At 38.4% G+C, this 22,531-nt stretch carries 20 protein-coding genes; 9 read left to right on the top strand and 11 right to left on the bottom strand.

The window, feature by feature from the left end; translation table 11 throughout:
* Positions 1-190 precede the first annotated feature (190 nt).
* A complete protein-coding gene (locus ACMUMK_RS18445) occupies positions 191-1,636 on the bottom strand; it encodes a phosphomannomutase CpsG (protein ID WP_414702627.1) in 1,446 nt (481 codons plus the stop codon).
* A gap of 41 nt (positions 1,637-1,677) precedes the next feature.
* Positions 1,678-3,099 carry a mannose-1-phosphate guanylyltransferase/mannose-6-phosphate isomerase gene (locus ACMUMK_RS18440; RefSeq protein WP_414702626.1) on the bottom strand — a complete coding sequence of 474 codons (1,422 nt, stop codon included), beginning with the start codon at positions 3,097-3,099 and terminating at the stop codon, positions 1,678-1,680.
* 179 nt (positions 3,100-3,278) lie between these two features.
* On the opposite strand from ACMUMK_RS18440, the gene tcdA reads away from it, so the two are divergent.
* Together tcdA and ACMUMK_RS18430 are read left to right on the top strand one after the other, a co-directional pair.
* Positions 3,279-4,085, top strand: a complete 807-nt coding sequence (gene tcdA, locus ACMUMK_RS18435) for a tRNA cyclic N6-threonylcarbamoyladenosine(37) synthase TcdA (protein WP_414702625.1) — start codon at positions 3,279-3,281, stop codon at positions 4,083-4,085.
* A gap of 99 nt (positions 4,086-4,184) precedes the next feature.
* Positions 4,185-4,598, top strand: a complete 414-nt coding sequence (locus ACMUMK_RS18430; RefSeq protein ID WP_414702624.1) for a hypothetical protein — start codon at positions 4,185-4,187, stop codon at positions 4,596-4,598.
* A gap of 34 nt (positions 4,599-4,632) precedes the next feature.
* Here the strand turns inward: ACMUMK_RS18430 and ACMUMK_RS18425 are convergent, their stop codons facing one another.
* The 7 genes from ACMUMK_RS18425 to ACMUMK_RS18395 all read right to left on the bottom strand — a co-directional run bounded on the left by ACMUMK_RS18425 (position 4,633) and on the right by ACMUMK_RS18395 (position 12,360).
* Positions 4,633-5,100, bottom strand: a complete 468-nt coding sequence (locus ACMUMK_RS18425; RefSeq protein ID WP_414702623.1) for a DUF2919 family protein — start codon at positions 5,098-5,100, stop codon at positions 4,633-4,635.
* Between the two features lie 21 nt (positions 5,101-5,121).
* The gene (locus ACMUMK_RS18420) at positions 5,122-6,903 is read right to left on the bottom strand and encodes a diguanylate cyclase domain-containing protein (protein WP_414702622.1); all 1,782 of its coding nucleotides are present in this window, start codon (positions 6,901-6,903) and stop codon (positions 5,122-5,124) included.
* A gap of 135 nt (positions 6,904-7,038) precedes the next feature.
* Positions 7,039-8,607 carry a gamma-glutamyltransferase gene (gene ggt, locus ACMUMK_RS18415; protein ID WP_414702628.1) on the bottom strand — a complete coding sequence of 523 codons (1,569 nt, stop codon included), beginning with the start codon at positions 8,605-8,607 and terminating at the stop codon, positions 7,039-7,041.
* 209 nt (positions 8,608-8,816) lie between these two features.
* The gene (locus ACMUMK_RS18410) at positions 8,817-10,190 is read right to left on the bottom strand and encodes a Na+/H+ antiporter NhaC family protein (RefSeq protein ID WP_414702621.1); all 1,374 of its coding nucleotides are present in this window, start codon (positions 10,188-10,190) and stop codon (positions 8,817-8,819) included.
* A 348-nt stretch (positions 10,191-10,538) separates the two neighbouring features.
* On the bottom strand, positions 10,539-11,090 hold the full coding sequence (locus ACMUMK_RS18405) for a DUF6817 domain-containing protein (RefSeq protein WP_414702620.1): 552 nt from the start codon (positions 11,088-11,090) through the stop codon (positions 10,539-10,541).
* Positions 11,091-11,108: 18 nt separating this feature from the next.
* Positions 11,109-11,729, bottom strand: coding sequence for an FMN-binding negative transcriptional regulator (locus tag ACMUMK_RS18400; protein WP_414702619.1), 621 nt, complete (start codon positions 11,727-11,729; stop codon positions 11,109-11,111).
* A gap of 10 nt (positions 11,730-11,739) precedes the next feature.
* The gene (locus ACMUMK_RS18395) at positions 11,740-12,360 is read right to left on the bottom strand and encodes a GNAT family N-acetyltransferase (RefSeq protein ID WP_414702618.1); all 621 of its coding nucleotides are present in this window, start codon (positions 12,358-12,360) and stop codon (positions 11,740-11,742) included.
* A gap of 89 nt (positions 12,361-12,449) precedes the next feature.
* Between ACMUMK_RS18395 and ACMUMK_RS18390 the strand changes: the two genes are divergently transcribed.
* Positions 12,450-13,895, top strand: a complete 1,446-nt coding sequence (locus ACMUMK_RS18390) for a PLP-dependent aminotransferase family protein (RefSeq protein ID WP_414702617.1) — start codon at positions 12,450-12,452, stop codon at positions 13,893-13,895.
* 1 nt (position 13,896) lies between these two features.
* Here ACMUMK_RS18390 and ACMUMK_RS18385 read toward each other — a convergent pair whose 3' ends face one another.
* Entirely contained in the window at positions 13,897-14,238 is a 342-nt protein-coding gene (locus ACMUMK_RS18385) for a 5-carboxymethyl-2-hydroxymuconate Delta-isomerase (RefSeq protein WP_414702616.1), read from the bottom strand.
* Positions 14,239-14,370: 132 nt separating this feature from the next.
* Entirely contained in the window at positions 14,371-14,763 is a 393-nt protein-coding gene (locus ACMUMK_RS18380) for a hypothetical protein (RefSeq protein ID WP_414702615.1), read from the bottom strand.
* 289 nt (positions 14,764-15,052) lie between these two features.
* Between ACMUMK_RS18380 and asnS the strand changes: the two genes are divergently transcribed.
* The 6 genes from asnS (at position 15,053) to ACMUMK_RS18350 (ending at position 22,507) form a co-directional block, all read left to right on the top strand.
* On the top strand, positions 15,053-16,450 hold the full coding sequence (gene asnS / locus ACMUMK_RS18375; RefSeq protein ID WP_414702614.1) for an asparagine--tRNA ligase: 1,398 nt from the start codon (positions 15,053-15,055) through the stop codon (positions 16,448-16,450).
* Between the two features lie 198 nt (positions 16,451-16,648).
* Positions 16,649-17,770, top strand: coding sequence for a zinc-binding dehydrogenase (locus tag ACMUMK_RS18370; RefSeq protein ID WP_414702613.1), 1,122 nt, complete (start codon positions 16,649-16,651; stop codon positions 17,768-17,770).
* Between the two features lie 229 nt (positions 17,771-17,999).
* Complete coding sequence (locus ACMUMK_RS18365) at positions 18,000-19,181, top strand: paraquat-inducible protein A (protein ID WP_414702612.1); 1,182 nt, start codon at positions 18,000-18,002, stop codon at positions 19,179-19,181.
* Entirely contained in the window at positions 19,171-20,844 is a 1,674-nt protein-coding gene (gene pqiB, locus ACMUMK_RS18360; protein WP_414702611.1) for an intermembrane transport protein PqiB, read from the top strand. Before ACMUMK_RS18365 ends, pqiB begins: the two co-directional genes overlap by 11 nt.
* Positions 20,845-21,429 (top strand): membrane integrity-associated transporter subunit PqiC, encoded by a 585-nt coding sequence (locus ACMUMK_RS18355; RefSeq protein ID WP_414702610.1) that lies wholly within the window; start codon positions 20,845-20,847, stop codon positions 21,427-21,429.
* Entirely contained in the window at positions 21,419-22,507 is a 1,089-nt protein-coding gene (locus tag ACMUMK_RS18350; protein WP_414702609.1) for a diguanylate cyclase, read from the top strand. Before ACMUMK_RS18355 ends, ACMUMK_RS18350 begins: the two co-directional genes overlap by 11 nt.
* The last annotated feature ends 24 nt before the right edge of the window (positions 22,508-22,531 follow it).

The following is a 22,531-nucleotide window of genomic DNA, read 5'->3' as shown; positions in this document are numbered from 1 at the left end:
CGTCGACAATTTGTAATTTAAAGCCTAATGAATAATCTCGTTGTGTTCGTTTAAGCGGTGTATTATTTGACTTGGTCATAATAAGTCCTAAATGTGTAAACACATTTCAGGACGAGACAGTTTAAGCAATAAAAAAGCCCAGTAACTAACACTGGGCTTTTACTTAAACAACTGTTTTAAAAACTATTATTTACTTTAGCAAAGCTAATAACTCTGCGGTTTTTTGTTCCATTAATGCAATATCACCTTTCGATTCAACATTTAATCTAACTACAGGCTCTGTATTAGACTTACGTAAATTAAATCGCCATGTACCAAACTCAAGACCAATTCCGTCTGTGTAGTCAACTACAGTGGCTTGTGACTCATATTTATCTAGTACTGATTTAATAGATGCATCTGGATCGGCTAAGGTGCTATTGATCTCACCTGATGATGGAAAAGCAGCAATACGTTCTTTTACCAATTTCGATAAAGGTTTCTTAGTAGTACACAATAACTCTGCCACTAATAGCCAAGGGATCATCCCTGAGTCACAATAGGCAAAATCACGGAAATAATGGTGAGCACTCATTTCACCACCATATACAGCATCATCAGCGCGCATACGCTCTTTTATAAAAGCGTGGCCTGTTTTACTTTTAATAGGCACACCGCCAGCTGAGGTAACTATATCTTCAGTATTCCAGTACACACGGGGGTCATAAATAATTTTAGAGCCAGGATCTTTATCTAAGAAGGCCTTCGCTAACAAACCAACTATATAATAGCCTTCAACAAAGTCACCGGTCTCATCAAATAAGAAACAACGGTCAAAATCACCATCCCACGCAATCCCCATATCAGCTCCGCTTGCCTTAACTGCATTTGCAGTATCTGCACGGCTCTCTGGTAAAAGAGGGTTTGGAATACCATTAGGGAATGAGCCATCTGGTGTGTGATGAACTTTTACAAATTCAATTGGAATATTAGAGTCACTTAATACTTTCTCTATTGCATCTAAAGCCTCACCTGCAGCTCCATTACCGGCGTTCACTACAAGTTTTAATGGCGTAAAATTGCTAAGATCTACATAAGACAGTATATGCTCAACATAATCAGCCATATTACTAACAGCTTTATATTTCTCTGTTGTTAGTAATTTATCTATTTCGATTGAGCTTTTGCCAGAAATAAAAGCTTCATTTGACACAGTTTCACTTCCGTAAAATGCCAATCTACTTTTGACTTCATCATTATCATAGGTCTGGGCTAAGTCACGAATAGCAAATAAACCTGTATCACCGCTAACAGGTTTTGAGTCAGCTTTAACTAGCTTCATACCATTGTAATCGATTGGGTTATGACTAGCCGTTACTTCAATTCCACCATCCATACCTAAATGTTTAGTGGCGAAGTAAATCTCTTCTGTTCCTGTCATGCCTAAATCAGTAACAGTCGCTCCACCATCAATTAATCCGGCGGTCAATGCTAGCTTTAAAGGCTCAGATGTTAAACGAACATCCCCTCCCACTACGACTGTTTTGGCACTCATTTGCTCGGCAAAAGCACGACCAATTCTATAGGCAATATTCTCATCTAATTGCTCAATCAACTTCCCACGGATGTCATAAGCTTTAAAACAGGTAATTTTCATATTTTCTCTTAATCTTTTAAAAATAGAATGAGGATTCAGGCCTACTTGCTTTCAACGCGCCCATATCGGTCTGAGAAACGAACAATATCATCTTCACCAAGGTAGGTTCCTGATTGCACTTCAATCAGCTCAAGAGGAATTCTGCCTGGGTTTTCAAGGGCATGTACAACCCCTACTGGGATATAGGTAGATTGGTTTTCAGCCAATAATAAGGTTTCATCGCCATTGGTCACTTTAGCTGTACCAGATACGACAATCCAATGTTCAGCTCTGTGATGATGCATTTGTACCGAAAGCTTTTCGCCGGGTTTTACAGTTATGCGTTTAACTTGGAAACGTTGACCATTATCAATAGAGTCATAACTTCCCCAAGGTCTAAACACTTCACGATGGAACTGCCACTCTGGGCGACTTTCAGCTTTGAGCTTATTCACGACATTCTTAATATCTTGAACTTTATCTTTATGTGAAACCAGAACTGCATCTTTAGTTTCAACCACTACCACATCATCTAGTCCAACAACCGAGATAAGACGCTGTTCAGAGTTGATGTAACTATTGTTAACACCCTCTAATATTGCATCGCCTATAACTACATTATTGTTTTCATCTTTATCTTTTGCAGTTTCCCATAACGAAGACCAGCTACCAACATCACTCCAACCTGCATCTAATGGAACGACACATGCAGAGTCAGTTTTTTCCATTACGGCATAGTCAATAGAATCATCAGGGCAGTCAGCAAATACATCAGCAGCAACACGTACAAACTCTAAATCAGCAGACTCTGTTGCAATTGCATTCTTACAAATTGCCAACATATCTGGAGCATATTTTTCAAGCTCTTCAAGATAGCGGCTAGCTTTAAACATAAACATGCCACTATTCCAGTAGTACTCACCAGAATCTACATATCCTTGAGCCGTTGCTAAATCTGGCTTCTCTACAAAACTGGCGACATCAAAGCCAACTTCAACAGACTCAACATTAGCGCCTCTTTTAATGTAGCCATAACCAGTATGAGCAGAGTCAGGAACTATTCCAAAAGTTACTAGTTTTCCTTGATTTGCAAGTAACTCAGCTTGTTTAATGGCTTTGTGAAATTCTGGGGCATCATTTATTAAATGATCAGCCGCTAAAATAAGCAAAACAGGGTCTTCATCATTTTTTAAAGCATGCAAGGCAGCTAGTGCTATAGCCGGAGCAGTATTACGGCCCATAGGTTCGAGTAAAATCCCGCCATGAGCAATATCTTGCTGACGTAACTGCTCAGCCACTAAAAATCGGTGGGCATCATTACAGATTACTATTGGCTGCTCAGACTCACTCCCAGCTAACCTGTCGATAGTATCCTGCAACATAGTCAGATTACTTGTTAATCGCAAAAATTGCTTAGGTAATGCAGCTCTTGACTTTGGCCATAGACGACTTCCACTACCACCAGCTAAAACAACAGGTTTCATTTAACTTTCCTTTTGATTGATTCAATTTTTTGACAGACAAGAAGTGACTGCTAATTTTATAAGTCACAATAGTATTAAAGCTTACTTGGTTATTCAACAAAGAACTTACTAAATTAACAATACCAAATTTAGCTAAAGCGCTGATACAATAAAGGTGTTTTAAAAATAAAAGAGAGCTTATGCTAAACGAAAACGACCTTGGTTTTGACTCCCAGCGCTTTGGTGGAACACAAAGGGTATATGGAAAACAAGGAACTGATATTTTACACCAAGCCCACGTATGCGTTGTGGGTATTGGAGGAGTTGGCTCATGGGTGGCCGAGTCATTAGCCAGAACAGCAATTGGCAATATAACATTAATCGATCTTGATGATATTTGTGTCACTAACACTAATAGACAAATTCACGCCACAGTTCATACGGTGGGAGCTTCTAAAGTCGATGTAATGGCTGAAAGAATAAAAGCAATTAACCCAAAGTGCCAAGTAAACCTTATTGAAGACTTTTTAACGCCACAGAACGTTTCACAACTGATAACATCAAATTATGACTATGTAGTGGATGCCACTGACAGCATCAAAGCTAAAGCGGCTATGATTGCTTACTGTAAGCGAAATAAAATCCCCATAATTACAATAGGGGCAGCCGGCGGGCAAATGGATCCTACTCAAATTGCGGTAACGGATTTAAGTAAAACAATTCAGGACCCGTTAGCCGCCAAGCTTCGCTCAGAATTAAGACGGTTTTACAACTTTTCCACTAACTCTAAGAGGCGCTTTGCTGTAGATTGTGTTTATTCTACCGAGCAATTACATTACCCTCAGCCTGATGGCAGTGTTTGTAAGCAAAAAAGCTTAAACGATGGTAGTGTTAAGCTAGATTGTAATAATGGTTTTGGAGCAGCGGTAGTTGTTACTGCAACCTTCGGGTTTGTGGCAACAGCCAAGGTTATCGAAAAATTAATTAAGAAAAATTCACAGTGCTAATTTATTACATTAGCTTCAAAGTACTCGATGTTTTTTACAAGCTACAAAGCAAAAAATAGACAATCAATACCTAAAGAATAAATTTAATGGAACCACAATATGCAAATGACTTCAGCTGAACTAACCGAGCTAATGCAAGATAGTGCAAAAAACGCTGTTACAACAACTCATCAAGAATTCAATCTAGATCTAGATTTTAGTGAACAAAGTATTAATTTGGTGGATGATGTAATTCTAGCCTGGTTAGGTAGATATAAAGACCAAGCCTTAGAAGAAAATGCAGTATTTACCCTATGTAATATCTATGGTGCATATGTAGGTGAAATATTCAAAGAAAAAATTGGTGGTGTTTGGACCTATGATGAGTCTAACCCTGAAGCTCCATATGTTGTGTTAAATTATGCTGGCAACAATTACGCTTTTGCCGGGATATGCTACCAACGTTTAGTCAATGACAGCCAGATAAGCATTAAAAGCTACTTTGATGAAGCAGTAGCCAACAATTTACAATAGTGTTTAATCATGATTGATGTGGCAAATAAATAAACTAGCCTTTTTTCCAATCTGCCACCATCAATTTAGTATGCTTATCTCTGATAACAAAATACAAACATAAAAGTCCAATCATGGTGGTACATGATATCGTCCAAGAAAACTGCCAATGATTCATTTTTGCAATGGCTAGGTGAAAAATTAAATCACTTAAAATAGAAATAATTGTCAATGGCCTGATCAAGCTAAAAAGCCAGCCTTTATTACCAGCCCAAATTTTTTCTCTAAATCCAACAATAATAAATACTGCCAACACTGGCAGTGCTACACCTAAGCTTAGATAAAGATGAGTAGTAACAGGGTAAAATAGCCTTAATAAGACATCACTACTCTCTTTACCTGACAATGAAGCAATAAATATTAAAAAGCTGCGACATAAATACATCAAGCAAAAATAAAAACTCACCGGCGGAATAACTCTTCCAGCTGCATCATAAAATTTAAGAGGAAGTAACAGCTTCAACTAACAATCCATAATTTCAAATTAAACTTGAGGGGCTTGACTATGCCGCTCTTGAATTTCCTGTAGAACCTGATCGACGTCTGAAAGCCCAGTATTCGCATTATAAATATGCGTAACAATTGCAGGTTCAATATTGTGACTATTTTTAGAGACAACCGCGATTTTGGCTAAAGCCGTTTCAATTCGCTGAAAAGACTCTTGAGCGATTGTCTCCTGAATACCTTGTATACAAATTATAAATTGGTCAGGTCCTACTCTCCCTACAATATCAAGCTCTCTGGTAGCGTGCTTTAAACAGCTGGCTAATTGGGTTAACAATAGTTCAGCTTCAGTTTTTCCATACTGCTTTTGAACTTCACATAAATTACTGATCTTAATCAATGCTAGTGCATTAATTAGCTCATTATTGGTTGCTTTTATTTTACGAATTTTCGCCAAGACAGCCTGCTCATTCAACAAGCCTGTAGCTGCATCCGTTGCTTTTGCTCTTAAATAGGCCCTGCCTACAGTCCAATAAGCTAAGGCGGCAAAGCAACAAGAAACAAAAAAGATTAAAAATACAGCTAACAAACGCTTTCTCTCAAATTCCTCAATATTAGTTTCAAGCCCTGTAATTTTATTATGAAGATTTGCGACCCCCAATACTTTCCCAGAAGCTTGCTGAAGTTGCATTTTACTTTTTGTTATATTGGCATACTGTTCAAAGCTTTCCTCAGCAGCTTGGATATTCCCCATAAATAAATGGGCTTTAACAAGAAAACCTAAATACCTTTCTTGTTTAGAAAATCTAGCTGACATGGCAGTCTTAGCGTTACTTTGCTTATCTAAAAATGCACCTACACATTTTCTATTGCCCTCATATAAACACACTGCAGTTGCATACCAATCATATAGCCTTGCCATCTCTTTGTTGGACACTTGCTTCAAAAATGCATTCCATCTCCTTAAACTCTTTTTCATTTCCTCATAGTTTTCAGTAACATAATAATGGCGGCTCAAGGCATAATGATACCAGCTGTTGGTTAACGGGGTATTGACTTTGCGGTTCCCCTTATCTAGCTCCTCAATCATGCGTTTTGCATTTTCAAAGTCACCACTTCCGGTTAGGGCTGAGATAATACTAATAAGTGGAGCTAACTGATTTTTTTCTTCATAAACTCCTAGACCTAAACGGTAGCTTTTTTCATATTCCTCTGCAGCTAAGGCTCTTTGTCCAATGGAGCTATATAATAAGCCAATATTATTGTGAATATGCGCTAAGGCCTTTTTATCATTTTCTTCAGAGTAGACTTCAACTAATGAAAAAAGTTGACCTAGTTTTACACCAAAGTCCTGGGTGTCCTTACCACACTCTGTAATAAGACCAAGTTGTGAACTTAAGTAAATATCACCGAACTTGTCTTTAGATAACTTTTTAGACCGCTGATAATAATCACACTTTCTAGGGTCGTCATTTACATCAAAAATAAACCCAAGTTGATAATGTATACTGGCATAACTTTCTGATGTTTTACTTAAATGACTATCAGCCATCAAGCTAGCAATTAATTCCTGGGCTTTATTAGTGTTCCCCATACAAATCAACCAATGCGCTTTATGCACTTTCAACTTAAGTGTTTGCTGTACTGAAATATTGGTGTCTTTTAAATAGTTATCTACTCTAGGGATAGATTCATCGGAAGGGCAATCAAATGTAGAGACATGTACAGTCTCTATAAATGCATCCACCTCATCAGCTGACGCGCTGATGAGAAGCTGCATTAAAAAGCAACATAAAGTTAAAGGCTTGGTAAGTCTGCTCAAAATAACCTCTTTGATATAAGCTGAAAATTAGACCTAGCTGCATAAGGACGACTTAACATTATTAGAATAGATGACATAAAATAAAATGCATGTACTTATGTAAGACTAGTCAGCAACGGTTAAATCTACTTCTAACTAGAATACTAGTGCCTTACCACGCCCACTTAACTCAGAGCCTGCATATAACTTGTTATCAATTTTAAGAACAACATGCATATCTCCAAACCTTTCATGTCGTATATTGTATCCCATATGTTCAAGTTCCTGAATAACTTGGGGGGCTATTCCTTCATGAACACGAATCTGATTCTTAGGTAACAACTGATGGTGAAACCTCGGAGAATTAACCACTTGCTGAGCGGTCATATCAAACTCTAAAGCATTCAAAATAGACAAATATACAGAACTAATAATAGTAGTGCCGCCAGGCGAACCTGTCACCATGGATACATTTCCATTTTTTAACACCATACTAGGTGTCATAGATGACAACATACGTTTCTTAGGCTGAATTTCATTTGCTTGCCCACCAACGGCCCCAAATACGTTGGCAACGCCAGGTTTAGCGCTAAAATCGTCCATTTCGTCATTTAATAAAAATCCAGCCCCTTCAACAACAACACCACTTCCGTACCCTAAATTGATAGTAGTGGTATTAGAAACAGCATTTCCCCACTTATCTACAATAGAAAAATGCGTTGTTTGTTCACTTTCTTTTAAACCAGGCCTGATATTCTCAGTTACTGATATGGTATCAAAAGACACAGCCTGACTACGTTTAGTTAAATAAGTATCTGAAATTAAGCTATTTACAGGCACATCTACAAAATCCGGATCACCTAAATACTCCGCCCTGTCCGCAAAAACTCGTTTACCGACTTCAGATAGTAAATGTATATATTGAGTTGAGTTATGGGATAATTTAGGTTTATCTTGGGTCAAAATATCGTACATTTTTAACCACTGAATTATTGCGATCCCTCCAGAGCTAGGAGGTGGCGCAGTCAATAATTCGTACTCACGCCATTTACTTTTTAGAGGTTTTCTTGATACAGCTTGATAAGACAATAGGTCACTTTCTGTTATCAAGCCGTTTTCTTTACGCATAAAGTCGCTGATTATCTTAGCTGTTTTTCCCTTATAAAATCCATCTCGACCTTGATCTCTAATACGCTCTAATGTCTCAGACAATTCAAGCTGTATAAAAAGCTCATCAGCTTTTGCATGAGAAAAGTAATCACTAAAATTAACCGCTAAACCTCGTTCAGCAATTTTTTTAATGTACCTTTGTATAGATTTGGCTAGCTTAGGGTGCACTACAAAACCCTCTTTTGCTAACATTACAGCTGGTTGAACGAGTTCACTCCATGGCAAAGTGCCATGTTTTTCATGGGCTAACCACATACCAGCCACTGTGCCTGGCACTCCAGAAGCTAAAATCCCATACACAGATTGATTAGGAATAATATCGCCATTGGCATTTAAGTACATATCTCTGTGTGCAGAAAGAGGGGCTTGTTCGCGGTAATCAATAAAGTCACTTTCATTGTCTTTATGTATCAGCATAAAGCCACCACCACCGACATTACCAGCTTCAGGAAGAGTCACCGCCAATACAAACTGTGCGGCGATAGCTGCATCAATTGCATTGCCACCTTTTTGTAAAATATCTTTAGCCACATCGGCACTATAACTATCAGGCATGGCTACCGCAGCCTGCTCAACTAAAGGTTGCTTTTGGGGCTTACCACATGCAAATAACAATAAACTACAACTAAGAAAACAAGTATAAAGAGTAGTTTTTATTTTTACTTTACCAATGAAGATCACGATTTAGTTACCCAGAATGTTTAATGAGAAAGAAGCCAGCAGTAGTTGCCGGCAATCTTAACCAACAACTAATGCATGTAAATTTAGATAATAACAAGGCTTACTACAAAGTAACCTATGAAGGTTAGCGCTCCACCAAATAATGCATATGGCATTTGGGTGCGAACATGAGTTAACAAGTCACAACCAGAAGCGATAGAAGAGACAGCAGTAGTATCTGAAATCGGTGAACAATGATCACCAAATACCCCACCTCCTAATATAGCAGCAATAACAAACGAAGGCGGCAAGCCCAAAGTTTCAATCAGAGGCACGCCGATTGGGATCAAAATAGCAAAGGTTCCCCATGATGTTCCTGTAGTAAAAGACATCACTGCGCCGGCCAAAAATAAAACAGGTACCACCAAACTAATGGGCAAATAATCCCCCACTAACCCAGCTACAAATACTCCAGTACCAAGTTCTTTTAAACTCGCACCTAAAGTAAGTGAAAACAATACTATCGTTACCAAAGGTAAAATCTCACCCATGCCTTTAAAGCCGGTCTCTACAAGCTCTTTATGACTATGTTGCTTTGACATCAATAACAAAATATAAGCCACAAAACACGCAAAAACAGTGGCGTACAGTACAGACTTACTGCCACTACCGTTTGCTAATACTCCGTCTCCGGTCCAAAGCATAAAACCGACCATTCCAAAGATCATACTAAGCAGTGGTAACAACATATAACGAGCTTTAGTACCTTTGATTTCGCTTTGCTCTCCTTCTAATTTCACTAACTCTTTATCAGCTTCCTTAAGCGGACCATGTACCTTGTCAGCTAAAATTGTGTATAACACTATAACCAAAGCAATAATTGCATAGAAATTAAATGGAATAGTTCCCCATAAAACCGACACTGGACTTTGTTCCATTTCATAGTTACTCAATAAACCAAGAATAAACGCCCCCCAGCCGTTTAATAAAATTAGAATACAGATGGGTGCGCTAGTGCTGTCAATCACATAAGCAAGCCTCGCTCTACTCATCTTGAACTTATCAAACAAACCTCTTGCTAAAATTCCAGACGCTAACACACTTAAGTTTGACTCAATAAAAACGACGATCCCGGTAAACATAGTGAGCAAGCCAACTTGCTTCTTACTTTTGGCAACACCTTTATTGATTAATAACTCTACAGTTGCTGTCACACCTCCAGAATTACGCATATAAGCCAAAAGTGCACCAATGAGTAAACTAAATAACAAAATCCGACTATTTCCACCTGAGGTAACAATTTCGATCACCCTTTCTATTGAAGCAATTGAACCGGAAAACAAAATTTCAGAGCCATTTTGAAAAGCTAACAACCATTCAGCACTTAGAATCGCCATGACTAAAGCTAAGATAACTTCTTTGCGCCAGAAAACGATTACAATAGCTATTATAGGAGGGAGAACAGAATACCAATGCATACTTGAACCTTATTTTGATGTAATTTTTTTAATTATGACGATTAGTTGAATCGGAAAAACGACAGCTCAATGAACAACTCTTTGCAGGTACAATGAAAGGAAAAAGTAGTCAGCCTTTAACTCGTTTTATATAAAATACAGCAAAGGGTAACAGGTGTGCCACTACTTCTTTAAACAATCAATAAAATTTAGCTACAAACAATACTCCATACTAGGGGCAATTTATCTTTCGTGAGTGTTTTTGAAGCGAGGCGTGCAGTATTTATTCACAAAAGATCAACAGCCTCTAGCATACTATGTATTTCTTAAACATCTTCTTTATATGGATGTTGAAACATGCCAACAAAGTTATGGGACAGTCTGAGTCGCCTTGGAGCCCAAAGTAAACTGAATTTTTCGTTTTGCCGGTGCACTAAGAAATGGCATCAAGCATAAAAGAGAACCTGAGAGTTTTTCACTATTTTTTGATGAGCAATAGTTTGGGCTAGATACCATTTCAATTTCAATCGCCGCATAAAGCTCACACAACTGACAAAAAAATGGAAAAGGAAGTAACTCTTGCTTCCCTGTTATTTGATTATGAAACTTAAACTCGGCAGGTTTGGGGTCTTGAGCAAAACTAGCAGTCTTATCCCAAGCACAGAAATAATAAATAATATTTTCAACCTCCTCCCCTAAAATCCTTCTCAAATTACTTCTGAACTCTTCACATTTTAGGTTACCACTAAGTTCAACTTCCGTATAAGCTGGATAATATAAACCCGCTTGTTGTAGATCTAAGCTGGCATTCCATTCTTTTAATAAGCATCGAATACTTTCTAGGTGGGTAATCAGAACACTGTCAATATGTTCAAACTTGCCAGCTCCTAACTCAATTAATTTTCTAAACTTAGTATCCATGATTCCTCAAACTCTCCTCTACCTACTAGCCCCTACCCCAAGGTTATACTTATTCATATATTTTGCCAGTGCAACACTATCAGCATTTTTTGAATCAGATAAAGCATGGTACACACCAAGCTGGTCAGCAGTACTTCGCTGTTGCCCTAATTTTTGAACGCCTTGCATTCGATTTACCTTAATTTTAAATCCTACGATCCCAGTAAACAGCTTATTTACAAAGTCTTTTGGCATAACATCATCTCTATCTAATAAGCTAGGCTCATACTTTTTAATCAAGGCAATCATTGCGTCTAAACTCTGCTCTTTCTCAGTTAGCACTACACGACCATATACATGTACCGCCGCATAATTCCATGTTGGCACAGCTGGTTTTTGCTTATACCAAGTGGGAGAAACATAACTGTGCGGGCCACTAAAGGTTATCAAAACATCTGAGTTGGCGAACTGCTTCCATTGAGGGTTTGCTCTAGCACAATGAGTATAGAGGGTGCCACTGTGTCCTTCATTTGGACGTAAAATGAAAGGTAAATGACTAGCTTGCATTCCATTTCCAAGTCCGCGGTCCTCATCACAGGAAACTAAAATACCAAATCCGAACTCCTCTACAAATTGCTGCATTTTTTCTAAATTATTCATGTGAATGGGCTTAGGAGCATACATTGTGAAACCTCCCACTTTTTGGTGTTGTTAGCTTACCTTTTAAGTGAGCCTTAACAGCCGGCCAATCTGGTTTTATAATACTGTAAACAGCGCTATTTCGGATACTGCCATCTGATTGAATACGAGCATACCTGTTTATTCCTTCAAACTGGGCCCCTAGCCCTAATATAGCTGTTCTGGATTGTTGGTTTTTTTCGTGGGTTTGAAAAGCAACTCTATTAAAGCCTAATCCCTCAAAAGCGTGGTTTAACATTTGGAATTTACAACGTCTATTGATGTGAGTTTTCTGAGCCCTTGGGTGTAAAAATGTGTATCCAACCTCAACAGTTTTATGTTGCTTACAAATATTCAAATAACTAGTTGCGCCGACGACTTTGTTTCGACATTTATCTACAATAACAAACGGGAGTTGTGTCCCTAACTCTTTACGAAGTAAACAAGCTTCAATCCATCCCTGGGTAATCTCCAGCGTTTCACAATAGTTGTGACTAGTCCACGTCCAGATCCCTTTATCTTGGCCGAGCTCATAAAGAGTCTCCTTATGGCTAACCGACAAAGGTTCTAAAGTAATAAATTCATCCTGCAAAGTTAAATTAGCTGTATCCATGGTTTCATCTCACTGTTTTTCTATGTGATTTACTATTCCTCCACATTGGTCTACCGTAAACAACCAATATTAATTAAATATATAGACCAATGAAGATATTCAACCTTGTCGATAATGGCAGTGCCAAGTACTTACAACTAGCCGAGTCTGTCAAACAAAACATCAGAATGGGTAAGTTACTTCCGGGAGATCCATTACCCTCTGTTAAAGCTTTCAGTGAGGATATGGGCTTAAACCGCCATACCATAATGAAAGCATTTGCAGAACTTATTGCAGAGGGATGGGTTGAATCTCAGCAAAGAATTGGATACTCAGTAGGGTCAAAAATCCCCATTGAGGGAAGCAAAACGGCAGCACCAAAGCAACAAGTACACGCTAAGTTTGACTTCAGATTAATCAGAGCTGGCACAGCTCTATCAGCGACTCCTGCTACTCACTTCACCTATAACTACTCTGGAGGCCAACCAGATTTATCAAAGTTTCCATTTAACGAGTTTAAAAGGCACATGTCTTCTACCTTAGCAAGACCAAACATTGAACAATTCAGCTATGGTGAGACAAAGGGTGTCCCAGAGTTAATACAGCAAATACAAACCTACCTTCGTAAATCTCGTTCAATAACAAACAGAGATATCATTATTACAAATGGCTCTCAGGAGGCCTTATACATTGTCGCTCAATTGTTACTACAAAAAGGTGAGCAAGTGGCAGTTGAAGCACTGGGCTACCCACCTGCTATGGCAGTTTTCAAAAATGCTGGGGCTAATTTAGCTGCAATCAAGCAAGACGTAAAAGGGATTATCCCTGAAGATTTGGAATACAAGATACTAAATGGCAATATAAAGCTTATATATTTAACGCCGTTACACCAATATCCAACAACTGTCACACTTCCAATTGCCCGAAGGATGGCCGTTTACCAATTAGCCAGTAAATATAAAATTCCTATTATTGAAGACGACTATGACCATGAGTTTCACTATCGTAGTCAACCTCTAGCTCCCATGGCGTCTGATGATCCCCAACAATTGGTTATTTACCTGTCAACCTTTTCAAAGGTGATGTTCCCTGGCGCTAGAATTGGCATTCTAGCTGTGAGTGACACTCTCGCCAAAGCTATTGCCGAGTATCGAATGATGATTTCCCATAAAGGTAACGTACTGATGCAATTAGCTCTCGCAAAATGGATGGAGAGTGGAGGGTTTGAGCGTCACCTAAAACGAATGACTCGTATCTATATGGCTCGCAGAGATCACGCGATTAAATTTTTAGAACAATTGGAGGTATTTGATTTTATCTGTCCCGATGGAGGCATGGCGCTGTGGGTGAAATTGAAAAACACCTCAATCAACACAGCCATACTCGCCACTCAAGCCAAGCAACATGGCATCTATCTTCAACACGAAAAGCAATATCACACTACTCCTTGCAACAACCAAAATAATCATTTAAGAATTGGGTTTGCTAGTATGCCAGAGCAGAAATTCAGTGAAGGCCTGTCTATTGTTGCTAACTTAATAGCGCAGAATAAATAACTTACAAAACTGTTTTCTTGTAACTCACTTTTTCTATATCAACAATTTCTACTGTCAAAGAAATTGGTGACTTTGCTATGTCTACAAGTGCCTGCAACATTAAATCAGCTAACGCTTTCTTTTGTTGGTGATTTCTACCTTGTAAAATTTTGATATTTAGGTGAATAAAAGCCGTGTCACCCTTTCCTGTTTGGTAATAATCAAATGCCAAAGCTCTAGTTTTGATAGAAGCTTCTTCAAATAGATCAGAGTCAACAGCTGCTTGATGCACAGATTTCACCAAAACTTGTGGGCTGATCATTTCTTCAATATTTTTAGAATACTCGACAATACAATGTGGCATAAAAAACCTTAGTCATCTTTTGGTGCAGAGGCTGACATACTGACACCCTATTTATTACCTATATTTACTTATAAGACAAGCAACTCTTTACGCTAAAAGCCACTAGTTACTCTTTACAAAACACAAAATAATTTATGGGTTAAACTCAAAATATAAAATAATTAAACTTGATACCGCAGCCACCAACAGAACATGGCCATTGATACCAAAGTAATCTTTTTCGCGGCGATTTCTAAAACGTTTCATAAAAAGCACTGCCACACTAATAATGACGCACAGACATAAAAGCCCAACTAGGTAAATACTCAATGTCTGAGACCATTCTTGACGGCCTTCTAATCCCCAAAATGCTTGCACTCCTGATACAAACTCTGGTCGAGCATTATGGAACACTAATAAAGCACCTATAAAAGAAAACCAACCAAGCACGTTAACAAATACCATGCACCTAAAGAAAAAATCATTTTCTCGGGGGATCTTGCGTCTATTTTGATCTTGGCTGCGTGAGGGTTGACTTTGCTTCATATAATAAATAAGTTCTTAAAATAATGTTTTTTATATCGATTTTTCTTGAGCCTAGATGCTTAAGATTACACACCTTGTGACAATAGCCAAGAAAACCATGGCAAGACTTATAGTACCATTGCCAACGTTTTCGGCTAACAAAACAATTTCAACAGTTTTTATTTCCTTTAGTTTTTCTCTGTGCACAGTTTTTACTGGGTAAACTAAACAAGTACAATAAAACACGTTAATATTTAAATTTTATAATCGGTCTAGTGACCGTAAATACCCTTAAAGTGGAGAGATGTAGATGGCGCATGCCCCGGTGGCAGAAATATTTGCCGGTAAATATTCAATAGGTGACCAAGTCACAATAAAAGGCTGGGTAAGAACTCGTCGAGATTCTAAAGCCGGTTTATCTTTTATAGCAGTGCACGATGGAAGCTGCTTTGATCCAATCCAAGTAATAGCCCTCAACTCCATTGAGAATTATTCAGATATTCAAAAGCTCACTACCAGTTGTTCATTGATAGTGACTGGCACCCTTAAAGAGTCTCAAGGACAAGGCCAATCTCTAGAAATAGAAGCCCAAAGTGTTGAGATAGTCGGCTGGGTTGAAAACCCAGACACCTTCCCTATGGCACCCAAGCGTCATAGTATGGAGTATCTACGAGAACACGCTCATTTAAGAGCAAGAACAAACGTTGGTGGTGCGGTAACTCGTGTTAGGAATTGCTTATCACAAGCAATCCACCGCTTTTTCCATGAGCAAGGCTATTGTTGGATCAGTACACCAATTTTAACCGCCAGCGATACCGAAGGCGCGGGCGAAATGTTCAGAGTATCAACACTGGATATGCTAAACATCCCAACCACCGATAAAGGCGAAGTAGACTACAGCCAAGATTTCTTCGGAAAAGAAACGTTTTTAACAGTTTCTGGGCAATTAAATGGCGAAACATATGCCACTGCCATGTCAAAAATTTATACATTTGGTCCAACCTTCAGAGCAGAAAACTCCAATACTAGCCGCCATTTAGCTGAATTTTGGATGATAGAACCCGAAGTGGCGTTTGCTGATTTAGCAGACATAGCCCAGCTCTCTGAAGACTTACTTAAATATGTATTCAAAGCGGTGCTAAGCGAACGGGCTGATGATATGGCATTTTTTGCGCAGCGCATCAACAAAGACGCCATTAGCCGCTTAGAACAAGTCATCGCGCAAGATTTTGTGCGTATGGATTACACAGACGCTATCGAAATTTTGCAAAACTGTGGCAAGAAGTTTGAGTTCCCAGTTAGTTGGGGAGTTGACTTGTCGTCTGAACATGAACGCTATTTGGCTGAAGAACATGTTGGCGCACCTATCATCATGCAAAACTACCCCAAAGATATTAAAGCTTTCTATATGCGCATTAATGACGACGGCAAAACAGTAGCCGCTATGGACGTTTTAGCACCGGGCATAGGTGAAATAATAGGTGGCTCACAGCGTGAGGAGCGCTTAGATGTGTTTGATAAACGCTTAGCTGAGATGAACCTAAGCCAAGAAGATTATAGCTGGTATCGTGACCTACGCAGATACGGCACAGTTCCCCATTCTGGCTTTGGGTTAGGTTTCGAACGTTTAGTAGCTTATGTAACTGGCATGCAAAACGTAAGGGATGTTATTGCTTTCCCAAGAACACCTGGTAATGCAAATTACTAAAATTGTTCTGTAGATATATTTTAAGCCACCTTCAGGTGGCTTTTTTAATGGCTCAAAGAAATCTCTATATCTTCGACTACCAACGCTTTCAATGTACATTAATGATAAATAACTGTTCACCATAAAAATGGTCGAGCAATTAAAGATACGTTAATTTATATAACATGCCTTAGCCCTCTAACTTACATCGAGATAGCCATGAAAATATCACAACAACTTTTCACAGAAATCACCTCATCAGGAACCTTAGAGGTATCGATTCGAGAAGTGAAGATCCCAGAGCCCAAAGCCCACGAGGTGATTGTCAAAATTGAGGCTGCACCTATTAACCCTTCTGATATGTGGCCAATGTTTGGACCTGCTAATTTAGAGGAAGCAAATGTCAATCCTGAAAAAACACGAATGACAGCTCCAGTACATAAAACTATGCTACCAAGAATAAAATCTCGTCTAGACCAAGTATTACCCATAGGAAATGAAGGCGCAGGTAAAGTCATTGCAGCAGGTGATAGTCCAGAAGCACAGGCACTCTTAGGTAAAACAGTGGGGGTATTAACAGGGTCCATGTACTGTGAGTACTGCTGTGTCCCCATACAAGCTTGCATGGTCCACAAAGATTCCACTACACCAAGAGAAGCTGCCTCGTCATTTGTTAATCCACTAACAGCCTTAGCTATGATTGAAACCATGAGAGCAGAAGGCCACAGAGCTTTAGTGCATACAGCGGCTGCATCGGCACTTGGGCAAATGTTAAACAAGGTATGTATACAAGAAAAGATAGCGATAGTTAATATTGTACGTAATCAAGAGCAGGCAAATATATTATCAAAACTAGGTGCCAGCTATATTTGTGATTCATCCAAAGAGAGCTTTAAAGCTGATTTATATCAAGCAATTAAAGAAACGGGCGCTACATTGGCTTTTGACGCTATTGGTGGTGGTAACTTGGTAAGTGACATTCTAAGTACAATGGAAAGAGTTGGAAGCGAAGATACCTTAGGTTTCAATACTTATGGCTCAGAAACCGATAAACAAGTTTATATATATGGTGGCTTAGACTTCTCCCCAACTGTGCTCAATCGTGCATACGGAATGACTTGGGGTATTGGTGGCTGGCTATTAATGCGAAGCCTAGGGAAACTAACTCCAGAAAGAGTCGCAGAGCTATACAAAAAAGTGGCAAATGAAATTACGACAACCTTTGCATCAAACTTTACACAGGAGCTGAGCTTAAAAGAGGCCCTAACACCAGAAACTATAATAAAATACAATGCCAAAAAAACAGGGGAAAAATACCTTATAAACCCGTCAAAGAACTAAATATTATTTTGCAACTAATAACTATGGCATCTGATGCTCTTATTCTTGAATAACCTACTAGGTTGAGTTTCTAAATAATTACACCACGCTGCCATAGTTACTAACTAAACAACCATCACCTGTAAATTTAAAAAGAGAAACTAAAAACTCAATGTAAAAAATTACTGTTTATCATCTAGATTTGAGGTTTAATAAACAGCATTGGCCAGTGATGTTAGGAAAAGTATAGGTGACAATCAGCACAGTACCCGATACGCGAATTGAACCTTCAAGTAACCAAGCTATTCGCTGCCACGAATGTCATTATCACGTCACAATCCCTGTATTGACCCACAAACAAGCTGCATATTGCCCGCGATGCAACTACCAATTAACCGTGTACCATGATAGCAGCTCACAAAAAATTATCGCTCTGGCCATCACAGGCTTACTTTTATTAGCAGCATCTATCCCCTTTGAATTTCTATCCTTTAGTGCGAGTGGTCAGAGCCAATCAATCAACCTAGTCGATAGTTTTAGGGTACTTATTGAAAACAACTTTGAAGCTTTAGCATTGCTAGAGGCCATTTTTATGTTGATCCTACCTGGGGCAATACTAATAACAATGCTATACGTATTGATACCATTAGAGTTAGGTAAAAGGTTACCCAAAACAGATGCGGCCATAGATGCTATTTTCATATTGATACCCTGGGCCATGGCCGAAATATTTTTAATTGGCGTATTGGTAAGTTTAATTAAGATCATGTCATTGGCCGATATCAGTATTGGTTTTTCTTTTTATGCCTACTTACTATTTACAGTTTGTATGACAATCACATTATTTTATGTGGATAAATACCACCTAAAAACACTCTTGAACTTAAACTTTAAAGATACCCCCAAAAAGCTAAATAAGTCTTTGAGCGTTCAAAAAACCTGGGCCTTACTTATCACCTCAAGTATTTTATACATACCAGCAAATGTACTCCCCATAATGTATACCAATACCCTAGGAGACCAAGAGCCAAGTACGATAATTGGAGGCGTTATTTTGTTGTGGAAGATGGGTTCATATCCAATTGCGATTATTATTTTTATTGCAAGCGTTTTTGTACCTATTGCTAAACTGGTAATACTGACTTGGCTTAATTATTCTGTTCAAACCGAAAGTGAATACAAAAGAAAAGAACGTGTTTATTGGTACCGAATTACCGAGTTTATTGGTCGCTGGTCAATGATTGATGTGTTTGTAGTCGCAATATTGGTAAGCTTAATCCAACTAGATAATTTAATGAGTGTGGTGCCAGGTAATGCCGCTCTAGCATTTTGTGGCGTGGTAATTTGTACTATGTTAGCTGCAATTACCTTCGACTCTAGGCTTATTTGGCTAACTTCATCCAGTAAAGATCACTTTAACCATGACAAATAATCAACAAATATCCCCCCCAAATGAAGCCATCATTGCAGACAAGCGCTCTATATCAAAAGTATGGATAATCCCATTAGTAACCATATTAATAGCGTTATGGATGGTCTACTTTCATTGGAGTAACCAAGGTCCACTTATTACCATTGAATTTAACTCTGCTACCGGTATAGAAGCCGGTAAAACCAAAGTAAAAATGCGCGATGTAGACATAGGGGTAGTCAAAAAGATAGCGCTATCAGAGGACCTAAATAATGTGCTAGTAACCATTAGAATGGACAAAGATATTGGAGAAATTTTACACCAAGACAACCAATTTTGGATTGTATCTCCGCGTATTTCACTAAGCGGTGTGTCTGGTTTAGGCACTATACTATCCGGCTCATATATCAACATGGCACTTGGCGTTGCCTCTGAGCAATCTGCTCACTTTATTGCACTTAACTCCCCTCCCGTTACTCCAGCTGGTACGCCTGGATTACATCTTACCTTGAACAGCGAAACAGAATTTGCCTATAAAAAAGGAGATCCTGTTATATATAAAGGCATCAAAGTAGGCGAGTTTGAAGATATAAATTTCAACTTTGAAGAAAGAGTTGTCTATTACAACACCTTTATTCAAGCCCCCTATCACGAGCTAATTACTACTAACACCAAGTTTTGGGACATCAGTGGAGCCCAAGTTGAGCTAGGTGCCAGTGGCGTAAAAGTCAGTACTGGTAGTATTGAATCTATACTTACTAACGGTGTCACCTTCGGCATACCTGAAGGTATGAGCCTAGGTGAAAAAGTCACAGAACGAGATTTTTTTGATATTCACCCTTCTTATAATGATGCCTTAGAAGAGAGATATAAATTTAATGCAAGGTTTGTGATTTTTGTTAAAGATACGGTTAGAGGCCTTCAAATTGGTGCACCAGTAGAGTACCGAGGGTTAACCGTAGGAAAAGTGACCTCAATTAATGAGTTAGTCACTTATCAAAATCAGCTTTTGGAGCAAGGATACGATATTCCTGTGGCAATCAGTGTGCAGCCAGGTCGAATCCAACTCCCTGACTCTGCAGAAGGTGTAGACTTTATATACAAACAATTTGAATTATGGATTGAGAGAGGCCTCAGAGCTAGCTTAAAAACTGGAAACCTTTTAACTGGAGCCTTATTTGTAGATTTACAACATTACCCTAGTGATGACCATTTTACCCAAACTAGTTATTTAGACCACACAGTTATACCTACGGTAACAGGTGAGTTGTCGCAAATTACCGAAAAAGTGTCAGCTATCCTCGACAACATCAACCAAATTAAAATGCAGGATTTATCAGACAATGCCAATGCAATGTTAAGCCAAATAAGCGAAACCGCGGCAGCATTAGAAAGCACAGCCAATAAAGTTGACCTAACATTAAATAGTGTTCAAGAAGATAAAATTAGCCAAACCCTCGCGCAAACCCTAGCGGACGTTTCTGTTTTAGCCCAAGGATTTTCAAGTGACTCTGAAACTTATAAAGAGTTAAATCACACTATGGATGCGTTACAACAAACTCTCAAAGATTTACAACCATTACTGCAACAGCTAAACAGCACACCCAACAGCTTTATTTTTACAGATGGAAGCTCCCACAGAATCATACCGCAAGGACAAGATATCAAAGGAGACAATAACTAAATGAAACGCTTTATCAATTTAGTAACCTTAGTTTTATTAACGAGTTGTACCTCAGCGCCGTTATCAGTTAATTATTATTTGCTACATACCCCTACCCCAATAGCTAGCGAAGCTATCAGTAAAAAAACACAGATTTATTTTTCGTCATTATCTATCGCAGACTACTTACATCAAAAAAGCTTGGTTATTCAGATAAGCCAACATGAATTACATTTTTCTAGACAAGATCTTTGGGCGGAAGACTTAAAGCAATCATTTTATAAAGCACTTAAACATGATTTAAATCTATCTTCTGGCAATCAATATGGCAGCACTTCACCATTTTCAGAAAATGAGCTTATACTTAAGGTAAACCTAGAGCATTTCAATATTACAAATGAGGCAAGTGTTATTAGTTCAGGAACGTACCGCATACAAGATAATAATAAATGGCTAGATAAACCATTTTATGTATCTGCACCCTTATTAAAAAATGGATATCCCCATGCAGTAACACAATTACGTAGCACTATAGAAACTCTCGCAAAACAAATAAATGCGGACATAAATCAGTACCAACAAATCAATACAGACAATGAACCTTAAACGAATAGTCATAGATTATGTTCATACAGGTGTAAAAAAAACGCACAGTCATGAAGCTAAGCAACAAGTATATGTTGCCAATATTTTTAGCTTCATCGGGTATACATTGACGTTTTTCCTAGGATTAAGTGCGTTGATACGCAGTGAGTTTTCCTTAGCTATAGTATTGGGCTCTGCAGCTTCTTTATTTTTTATATCACACCTTTTATTGCGTTTAAAATATATACCTACCCCTTACAAATATTCAGCTAGCCTAATCACAATCTCCCTTTTTATTTTAATGTTTTATCTTATCTATTCTGGCGGAAACAACAATACAGGCCCACTTTGGATCTATCTTGTCCCTCCTGTAGCGCTATTTTTTGGTGGACTTAAAAAAGGCGGTATCCATATTGCTATTTTCGTATTAATCATTTGTTTTTTGTTGTTTTATGAAAATGGTGTGTTTGTGGAAGCTCAATATTCAAAAGAGTTTAAATTAAGGCTAATCTACTCTTTTCTAACAGTAACCTGTTTATTTGGTTTCTATGAAAAAATGCGGCAAAGTTCATTTAAAAGCCTAAAGAAAATGAGCGATAAATTTGAAAGCCAAGCCATGCATGACCAGCTATCTGGGCTTTTGAATAGACGAGGCATGCTCGAGAAACTCGAACAAGAATTCAGCAGAGCCAAACGGGCCAATAGTGTTCTCACTATCATGATGTGCGACATAGATCATTTTAAGTTAATTAATGATGAATTTGGTCACACTCAAGGTGACGAAATCATAGAGCATCTTGCTAAAGAGTTTAAAGTTAACCTCAGAAAGCAAGATGCAGTGGCTAGATGGGGAGGTGAAGAATATTTATTTTTACTACCAGATACCCAAGGCGAAGACGCATTAGTTATCGCAGAAAAACTTAGAAAAAAAATTGCAGCGGCAAGCTTTACACATCAAGATAAGCAATTTAATGTGACTATTAGTATAGGGGTACACCAAGCTACTCTTGAAGATTCAATTAACCAAGCCATCAGTAAAGCAGATAAATGCCTTTACCATGCTAAGTTAGGCGGTAGAAACCGTTGTACCTTGTCTTAATAAAAACTCACCATAAAAAACCAA

Origin of the sequence: Paraglaciecola sp. 2405UD69-4 (assembly GCF_047525415.1) — a bacterium.
Taxonomy (GTDB): domain Bacteria; phylum Pseudomonadota; class Gammaproteobacteria; order Enterobacterales; family Alteromonadaceae; genus Paraglaciecola.
The sequence above is the reverse complement of the archived record's forward strand: the minus strand, read 5'-3'. Positions and strand labels throughout refer to the sequence as shown.